We start from the raw sequence: 7,428 nt of genomic DNA on the forward strand, positions 1-7,428 counted from the left end.
TACGAACAAAACCTCGTCCTCGGAATGATTTATCTAAGATAAGAGCGATACTCATTCCTAATATTAATTCTAGAAAAATGGAGATGGTTGTAAATATTGTAGTGTTCCATAAACTTTGCCAAAAACGACCATCAGTTAACATTCGATTGTAGTTGGTTAAGCCGGAAAAAATAGGTTTTAATTCCGTACCTAAATTTTCTGTAAATAGACTTAACCAAAAAGCTCTGCCAATGGGATAAACGAATACGAATAGTAATATTAGAATAGCTGGTAAAATCAAGAGCAATCCTGTTAATTTTTCTCTTTTTTCAATTGTGTTTATTGTCATTAATTTCTATGTCGCTAGGGAATAGGGAATAGGGAACAGGGAACAGGGAACAGGGAACAGGGAATAGCAAAATGTAAAAGGGTTTTAGCATTGAAAAATGTCCGCGCCCAATTCTTGTAGTGCTATATATCAAGTCTCATTAATTAGCAATAATAAATTAGCTATCTTTAGTCATCTTAAGATGACTTTTGCTGTGAGCCAAAAAATAAATTTCTTGGCGGATGACATGGCTCGCTAATACCAAATTGATAAATGTTTGCTACAAATATAGCAATCAGGAATGAGTTGTGAGAATTGAGGTGTTCCTTAAAAGTGTAGAATATAGCGATTATTATATTCATATGATACGTTTTTTTCCTCTTCTCTGTTCCCAGCTCCGGTGTTCCCTGTTCCCTAAAAATTTTCAATATCTCACAACTCAAATCATATTGCTATAGTTAGGGTATTTATTATAATTTCCGTTTGTCATGCTCCGCAAACAGAATTTAGAATTTAGAATGCAGAATGAATATATTTAATACCATTTTTGATATTGCAAATCACCTTTTTCGTCAAACATACTTTATCTGAAAGTCTTTTTATAGTGCTTATTATTCGTAACATTATTTTTTCAAAATGGTATAAAATGACATGGCTCGCCAAGGATTGAAATCCTTGGCTAATAGTTTAAGTCATCTTAAGATGACTCTTGAGGAGTATGTCATCTTTTTCATCTTTTTATATTGTGGTTAATCACTGCAACTTGATATAAAATATAACTTCTAACTTTAGTTAAACGGTATAACTCCTTCTTCAAGTTCCCAATAAAGCACAAGTTTCTGCAGCGGCACCTTTCATTGCTAATTCTGGAGTACGGGAACCAGTTAAAGCAGCGCTAAGATAACGTTGTAAAATATCTGAAGCTTGAGCATATTGAGGAATGGGAGGACGTAATACAGAATTTTCAACTACTGGAAATAAGTTTGGTAAGTAAGGAAATTCTTCTACTAGAATCTTGTCATTAAAAAGTGATTTTCTCGCCGGAACAAGACCTGTTGCTAAAATAAACTTACGTTGAACTTCTGGTTTGTTGAAGTATTGAATAACTTCCCATGCTTCCTCTGGATGTTTTGTACTTTTAACTATTCCTAATCCCCATCCACCAGAGCAAGCTCCACTTTCTTTTCCTGAAGCATGAACCATTGGTTTAATAGCAAAATTTTCAGCTATTTCTGATTTTGATGCTAATGGATATACATAAGGCCAATTGCGCAGAAAAACAGTCTTACCACTTTGGAATAAACGACGGGTTTCTTCTTCTGCATAAGTAGTTACTCCAGGAGGAGAAATTCCAGCGGTAATAGTTGTGCGTAAAAAGTCTACTGCTTCTATAGCTTCTGGTTTATCTAATCCTACTTCATTTGTTTCTGGATTAACCCAAAAACCTCCATAACCTTTGAGGATTTCGATAAACATTGCGGATAAACCTTCATATTGTTTACCTTGCCAAATATATCCCCATTCAACTAATCCTTGCTGTTGTAATTCTTGCGATATTTTGATTAGCTCCTCAAAGGTATTGGGAGGTTCAAATCCACCTTTTTTTAATAAGTCCGTGCGATAATAAAGCATACCTCCATTGGAGACTAATGGCATCCAATAAAGTTTATTTTTGTAAGTTCCTCCTTCTATATCTCCTGACACATAAGTTTCTTTTAATTGTTGTTTATCAATTTTTTCAGAAAGGTCTTGTAACCAGTTAGCAGCAGCAAATTTTGGCACCCAAACTGTATCCATATAAGCTAGGTCATAGGGTGAATCTCCTAGTAAAAAAGAGGAAGTATAAAGGTCTTCTACTAAATTAGTATCGTTAGGAGCTTTGACAATTTCTAAGTTAATATTTGGGTGATTTTTGTTAAAGTCTGTTTGAATTGGTTCTAATTGAGTAGCTGTGGTAGCTGACATTAATACTTGGATAGTTACAGGTTTTTCCTGAGTCAATGCAGGTGAAATTGAGCTATATAAAATAACCAAGAAAGTTGCTACAATTAAGATGCTTATTTGGAATTGTTTTTTTAGTCTAATTCTTAGTGATTTTAACCAGGCATGAATTTTTGGTATTAGTTTTTCTAGAGTAGAGTTTAAAAATTTAGTATATTTCATTATTTTCGTAGATTCAAGAATGAACAATTACTTCTAATTTTTAATAAATAGAGTTGACTAAGAGGTTGTCTGAGAAGTCTCATTTGCTACATCAAAGCCCCCTAAATCCCCCAATTTTGGGGGACTTTTAAAAGCAAATTGACTCTTGTTCCCCCCAGAATTGGCTTGCTCGGGGGGCAAAATTCAGTATAAAACAACTTTTCAGATATGCTCTAAAAATAAATTTTTACTATATTTATCTAACTACAAGCTCTTGGAAAATGACAGTAGTAAATAAAGCCATATTTTCTATTAGAACAGGAGTTACGCACGGACACTAAATTGAGTGAGGGCGTTAGCGGAGCTTGGCGTTAGCCAATGCCATTCGCCCCTACATTTACAATGATACATTGCTTTGGATTATAACTTTGATTGGAATCCGGCCAAAGAAAAACAAAATATTCGCAAACATAAATTAAATTTTCGTTTAGCATAAACTGTTTTCCAAGATCCTTATCAATTAACAATCTACGATGAAGAACATAGTCAAGATGAAGATAGATGGATTACTATGGGCTTAGATGAAACAGGTATTTTAAGGGTTGTTATCCATACCTTTAAAGAAATCAATAAATCCTCCTATCTAATTCGGATTATTTCAGCTCGTAAAGCTACCTTAACTGAAACTCAAGTTTATCAAAAGAGGCAATTATGAAATCAGAATACGACTTTTCCCAAGCACAACAAAGCAAGTTTTACCATCCCGATGCTAAGTTTAATTACTCCATTTATCTCGAACCAGATGTCGAACAATTTATCACTAAAATTGCTGAACAGAGAAAAATTGACGTACAAATTTTAGTCAATGAATGGTTGAGAAATCATATTAAAAATATGACTACTGAGTAAAATCATTCTTCTTTACCCAAGACTAATTCCTCATGGAGACAAAATCAATGTAATTGGTAAAAAAGAAATTAAACGTAAATTTTATTTGGATTAAAAACTATGATTAATCTGAAATATGAAGCTCAATTTGCAGTTTGTATTAAAAATAAAGATTATCCTGCTTCTTTGGGATTACATAAAATTTATGTGGTTTTAACTGATGAAGAGGCAAAAAAAGATGGTGATTTAAGAATAGTTGATGAAAGTGGAGAAGATTATCTTTATCCTGCCGATTATTTTGTAATAATTGAATTGCCAAAAATTGTTCAAGATGCTGTTTTAGCTATTGTTTGATTAAGTTATTATTAGAAAGTGAATAATTATGGATGAACAAAATTTGTGACTGAAACTGTATATATCGAAACCAGTATAATTGGCTATCTAACTCTCAGATCGAGTAATAACTTAATCCTGATGGCTAATCGACAAATTACTATGGATTGGTGGGAAAAATGCCGGAGTCAGTTCACACTTTACATCTCTCAGATCAAAGAGAGGTAATTATTAATTATTCATTATTAATTATTAATTGTTGAAATATTGCCCTGGCTACATTCTATGGTTTAGATTACCTGTTAACATGGAATTGTAAGCACATTGCTAACGCCCAGATTCAGAAAAAATTAGGACAAATTAGTCTGGAATTTGGATATCCTTTACCAACTATTTGTACACCTTTGGAGCTAATAGGAGATTAAATAAATATGTGGCATGATGAAGTATTAGCAGAAATTTATAAATACCGAGAAGAATATGCTAAATCTTTTAATTATAATTTACACGCTATGGTTGAAGATTTAGAAAAAAAACAAGCTGCTAGTGGCAGACAAATCATTTCGACACCAATCAAACCTACTCGCCAAGAAAACAAGTCTTTAGTTGAAACTTAAGTGGTTTTAACTGATGAAGATGCAACAAAAGATGGCGTTCTAAGAATAGTAGATGAAAGTGGAGAAGATTATCTTTATCCTGTTGATTATTTTGTAATAATTGAATTGCCAAAAGTTGTTCAAGATTCTGTTTTAGCTATTGTTTAATTATAGCGCTTTTCACATGGATAGACTACAGTTAGTATGGGCAACCCAAAAGCATTTTTCTACCCCCTACTCCCTACTCCCTACTCCCTACTCTAAGCGCCAAAAATAATTTTGTGGTCTATTCAAATGAAAAGCGCTGTAAGTTATTACTTGAAGGCGAAAGAGGCAATTATGAAATCAGAGTACGACTTTTATCAAGCAGAAAAAAGCAAGTTTTACCATCCCGATGCCAAGTTTCATTACTCCATTTATCTCGAACCAGATGTCGAACAATTGATCGCTAAAATTGCTGAACAGAGAAAAATTGACGTACAAATTTTAGTCAATGAATGGTTGAGAAATTATTTTAAAAACATGACTATCGAGTAAAATAATTCTTCCAAAGCATCCCAAAGTTCAGAAATCTATATAATAGACTTGTCGCTTTATAACTTAAAAAATCCCCAAAAACCTTCTTCTATAAGGATTGTAGCTATTGAGAGCTAAAAAACCTTGGAATAATTGCTCTGTCTGGGTTGGAGCGATTTTTTTCCCTCTATTTAGCGACAACTCTAATATCTCTATCTCCCAAACCATGATTGCTAAGCAAAACACAAACTATATTCCTCCTGAAGAATATCTCACAGAAGAAGAACTCAGTCCCGTCAAACACGAATATATTGATGGACAAGTATACGCAATGGCAGGTGCTAGTGATGCCCATGTGACAATTGCTGGAAACTTATTTGCACTGTTAAGAAATTATCTCCGAGGCAGTGGTTGTCGTGTCTATATGTCAGATATGAAAGCTCATATAGAAACTACCAATACATTCTACTATCCGGACGTTATGGTAACTTGCGACACCAGAGATAAAGCTTTGCCAAATCATAAAAAATATCCTTGTTTAATAGTGGAAGTTTTATCAGAAAGCACAGAAGCATTTGATCGCGGTGACAAATTTGCCAACTATCAGCAATTACCAACTTTGCAAGAATACGTTTTGATTAACCAAAAACGCCAGCGTTTAGAATGTTTCCGTCGTAATGCTGAAGGTCTTTGGGTATTGCACACTTATACTCAAGGCAGTGAAATTCACCTGGCAAGTATTAACTTTCGGACTAGCATTGATAGTTTGTATGAAGATGTCACTTTTGGAGAAACTCTGTAGATTTTGTTTCTGATTCTACCACATCAAAACTTTGATAAAAAACTTGCCAATTATAATAGATACTCAAGAGTCAACTATGAAATTAAAAGATTTAGAACCCCAACTTTTGGCACTAACTCCAGCAGAAAAATTTCAAGCTATTCAGCTTTTAACTCAAAGTTTGGCTAATACTTGGTCTGGTATTGAAAAAACTCCCGGTGTTTGTGGTGGTAACGCCTGTATTGCTGGTACTCGTATACCTGTTTGGGTATTAGTTAATGCTCGTCGTTTGGGTGTCGGTGAGTCGGAATTGCTGCAAGACTATCCCAGTCTCCAAGCAGCGGATCTAGTTAATGCTTGGACTTATGCTGAGATATATTCTCAGGATATTGAGTTAGCTATTCGAGAAAATGAGGAGATTTAACCTATGGTACGTCTCTATGCTGACGAACAGTTTCCTAGACGGGTTGTAGAATTACTAAGAACTTTTGGTCACGATGTTCTCACAGTACAAGAAGCAGGATTAGCTAACCAAAAGATTCCCGATCTAGAGGTACTAGCTTTTGCTACTCAAAATGAACGTGCAGTTTTAACCTTAAATAGAGTTGATTTTTTTCGACTGCATCGTACCTTATCAAATCATGGAGGTATTATTGCTTGCAAAGATGATTTTGACAGAGAAAGAATGGCTAACAGAATTAATGATGCTATTTCTGCACAAGAAACATTAACAGATCAATTGATTCGAGTTAAACGCCCACAGCATTAACGAAGTCAGAAGTCAGAAGTCAAAAGTCAAAAGTAAGATTTTATTAGCTCAAGACTTTTTATGATAAAAATCACCAAACACATATCAAAAAATATTAAACAAAAATGGCAGCAAGCCAAACCCAAGTACAAATTTATTCTGAGCTTTGTACTATTGTGCTTGAGTGTCAGATCGCTCCCTCTGTTTGCCCCCATTCGTCCTCAAGACATAGCTCAAAACCAACAAACCCTAGAATTTATCGACCGCAACGGTTTGCCACTCGGAACTATTCTTACCCGCGACCAAGAAAATACAGTAGTCGTCCCCCTAGAGCAAATTTCACCTCTATTTATCAACGCCATCATCGCAGCAGAAGACAAAAGATATTATCAACATGGCGCTCTAGACATGAAAGCAATAGGGCGATCGCTCCTCGAAGCTATCCAAGCTAAACAAATAGTTAGTGGAGCTTCTACTATCACCATGCAACTTGCCCGAATGTTGGAACCCACACCCCGCACCTTCGGCAACAAAGTTCGTGAAATTTGGCTATCTTGGCGCATCACAGCAGGGATGAACAAAAATCAAATCCTGCAAGCATATATCAACCGTTTACCGATGGGAGGAAACATCTATGGGGTAGAAGCAGCATCCCGCGCTTATTTTGGCATCTCAGCTACGGACCTCAACCTGGCCCAAGCTACTATTCTTGCTGCCTTACCAAACGACCCCACTGACCTCAACCCTTACTATAATTGGAGTCTCCTCAAACAACGCCAAATATACGTTCTGAAGCGCATGGTTGAAGACAATTATATTACCAGCGCTGAAGCTGAAAAAGTACTTGCAGAAAAAATCACTCTACAACCAAAAAATCAAGGTATTATTGCTGCACCACATTTTCTATTTTGGTTATCTGAAAATCAATCTACTGCCATAAATCAAAACTTCTCTACAACAACAACTCCTACAGTTATTCGTACTACTATTGACCGACCTTTACAACAATTTGTTACTACCCAAGTCCAACAAGTAATTCAAAATCTTACCTCTTATAATGCACATCATGCTGCTGCTATTGTAATTAATAATCAGACTGGAGAAGTATTAGCTTATG

The 7,428-nt window shown here is 35.1% G+C and carries 12 protein-coding genes and 2 pseudogenes; 12 read left to right on the top strand and 2 right to left on the bottom strand.

The window, feature by feature from the left end; all coding sequences use genetic code 11:
- Window positions 1-328 (bottom strand): carbohydrate ABC transporter permease (locus tag AC3DU7_RS19860; RefSeq protein WP_488041040.1); only part of this gene is annotated, 328 nt, incomplete at its 3' end.
- A 792-nt stretch (window positions 329-1,120) separates the two neighbouring features.
- On the bottom strand, window positions 1,121-2,470 hold the full coding sequence (locus AC3DU7_RS19865) for an ABC transporter substrate-binding protein (protein ID WP_488041041.1): 1,350 nt from the start codon (window positions 2,468-2,470) through the stop codon (window positions 1,121-1,123).
- 487 nt (window positions 2,471-2,957) lie between these two features.
- On the opposite strand from AC3DU7_RS19865, the pseudogene AC3DU7_RS19870 reads away from it, so the two are divergent.
- The 12 genes and pseudogenes from AC3DU7_RS19870 to AC3DU7_RS19925 all read left to right on the top strand — a co-directional run.
- Window positions 2,958-3,164: pseudogene (locus AC3DU7_RS19870) on the top strand (BrnT family toxin); the annotation flags it as partial.
- Window positions 3,161-3,358 (top strand): hypothetical protein, encoded by a 198-nt coding sequence (locus tag AC3DU7_RS19875; protein ID WP_488041042.1) that lies wholly within the window; start codon window positions 3,161-3,163, stop codon window positions 3,356-3,358. The pseudogene AC3DU7_RS19870 and the gene AC3DU7_RS19875, both read left to right, overlap by 4 nt.
- A gap of 99 nt (window positions 3,359-3,457) precedes the next feature.
- Complete coding sequence (locus AC3DU7_RS19880; RefSeq protein WP_488041043.1) at window positions 3,458-3,691, top strand: hypothetical protein; 234 nt, start codon at window positions 3,458-3,460, stop codon at window positions 3,689-3,691.
- 45 nt (window positions 3,692-3,736) lie between these two features.
- Window positions 3,737-3,898 (top strand): hypothetical protein, encoded by a 162-nt coding sequence (locus AC3DU7_RS19885; protein ID WP_488041044.1) that lies wholly within the window; start codon window positions 3,737-3,739, stop codon window positions 3,896-3,898.
- Window positions 3,899-3,936: 38 nt separating this feature from the next.
- Window positions 3,937-4,095: pseudogene (locus AC3DU7_RS19890) on the top strand (type II toxin-antitoxin system VapC family toxin); the annotation flags it as partial.
- A 6-nt stretch (window positions 4,096-4,101) separates the two neighbouring features.
- Window positions 4,102-4,287, top strand: a complete 186-nt coding sequence (locus AC3DU7_RS19895) for a hypothetical protein (protein WP_488041045.1) — start codon at window positions 4,102-4,104, stop codon at window positions 4,285-4,287.
- Window positions 4,288-4,434: a hypothetical protein gene (locus AC3DU7_RS19900; protein WP_488041046.1), complete on the top strand. Its 147-nt coding sequence runs from the start codon at window positions 4,288-4,290 to the stop codon at window positions 4,432-4,434.
- Between the two features lie 171 nt (window positions 4,435-4,605).
- Window positions 4,606-4,803: a hypothetical protein gene (locus AC3DU7_RS19905; RefSeq protein ID WP_488041047.1), complete on the top strand. Its 198-nt coding sequence runs from the start codon at window positions 4,606-4,608 to the stop codon at window positions 4,801-4,803.
- A 205-nt stretch (window positions 4,804-5,008) separates the two neighbouring features.
- Window positions 5,009-5,584, top strand: a complete 576-nt coding sequence (locus tag AC3DU7_RS19910; RefSeq protein ID WP_488041048.1) for a Uma2 family endonuclease — start codon at window positions 5,009-5,011, stop codon at window positions 5,582-5,584.
- A 76-nt stretch (window positions 5,585-5,660) separates the two neighbouring features.
- Window positions 5,661-5,987, top strand: coding sequence for a DUF433 domain-containing protein (locus tag AC3DU7_RS19915; RefSeq protein WP_488041050.1), 327 nt, complete (start codon window positions 5,661-5,663; stop codon window positions 5,985-5,987).
- 3 nt (window positions 5,988-5,990) lie between these two features.
- Window positions 5,991-6,332 (top strand): DUF5615 family PIN-like protein, encoded by a 342-nt coding sequence (locus AC3DU7_RS19920; RefSeq protein ID WP_287519526.1) that lies wholly within the window; start codon window positions 5,991-5,993, stop codon window positions 6,330-6,332.
- A gap of 60 nt (window positions 6,333-6,392) precedes the next feature.
- Window positions 6,393-7,428: transglycosylase domain-containing protein (locus AC3DU7_RS19925; RefSeq protein WP_488041049.1), on the top strand; the 1,036-nt coding region annotated here is incomplete at its 3' end.

The sequence above is a fragment of the Okeania sp. genome (assembly GCF_983059655.1).

Bases quoted from the DNA above. Each gene is read 5' to 3' on its own strand.
- AC3DU7_RS19920 (WP_287519526.1), top strand. From the start codon at position 5,991: ATGGTACGTCTCTATGCTGACGAACAGTTTCCTAGACGGGTTGTAGAA.
- AC3DU7_RS19905 (WP_488041047.1), top strand. From the start codon at position 4,606: ATGAAATCAGAGTACGACTTTTATCAAGCAGAAAAAAGCAAGTTTTAC.
- AC3DU7_RS19875 (WP_488041042.1), top strand. From the start codon at position 3,161: ATGAAATCAGAATACGACTTTTCCCAAGCACAACAAAGCAAGTTTTAC.
- AC3DU7_RS19915 (WP_488041050.1), top strand. From the start codon at position 5,661: ATGAAATTAAAAGATTTAGAACCCCAACTTTTGGCACTAACTCCAGCA.
- AC3DU7_RS19865 (WP_488041041.1), bottom strand. From the start codon at position 2,470: ATGAAATATACTAAATTTTTAAACTCTACTCTAGAAAAACTAATACCA.
- AC3DU7_RS19880 (WP_488041043.1), top strand. From the start codon at position 3,458: ATGATTAATCTGAAATATGAAGCTCAATTTGCAGTTTGTATTAAAAAT.
- AC3DU7_RS19910 (WP_488041048.1), top strand. From the start codon at position 5,009: ATGATTGCTAAGCAAAACACAAACTATATTCCTCCTGAAGAATATCTC.
- AC3DU7_RS19895 (WP_488041045.1), top strand. From the start codon at position 4,102: ATGTGGCATGATGAAGTATTAGCAGAAATTTATAAATACCGAGAAGAA.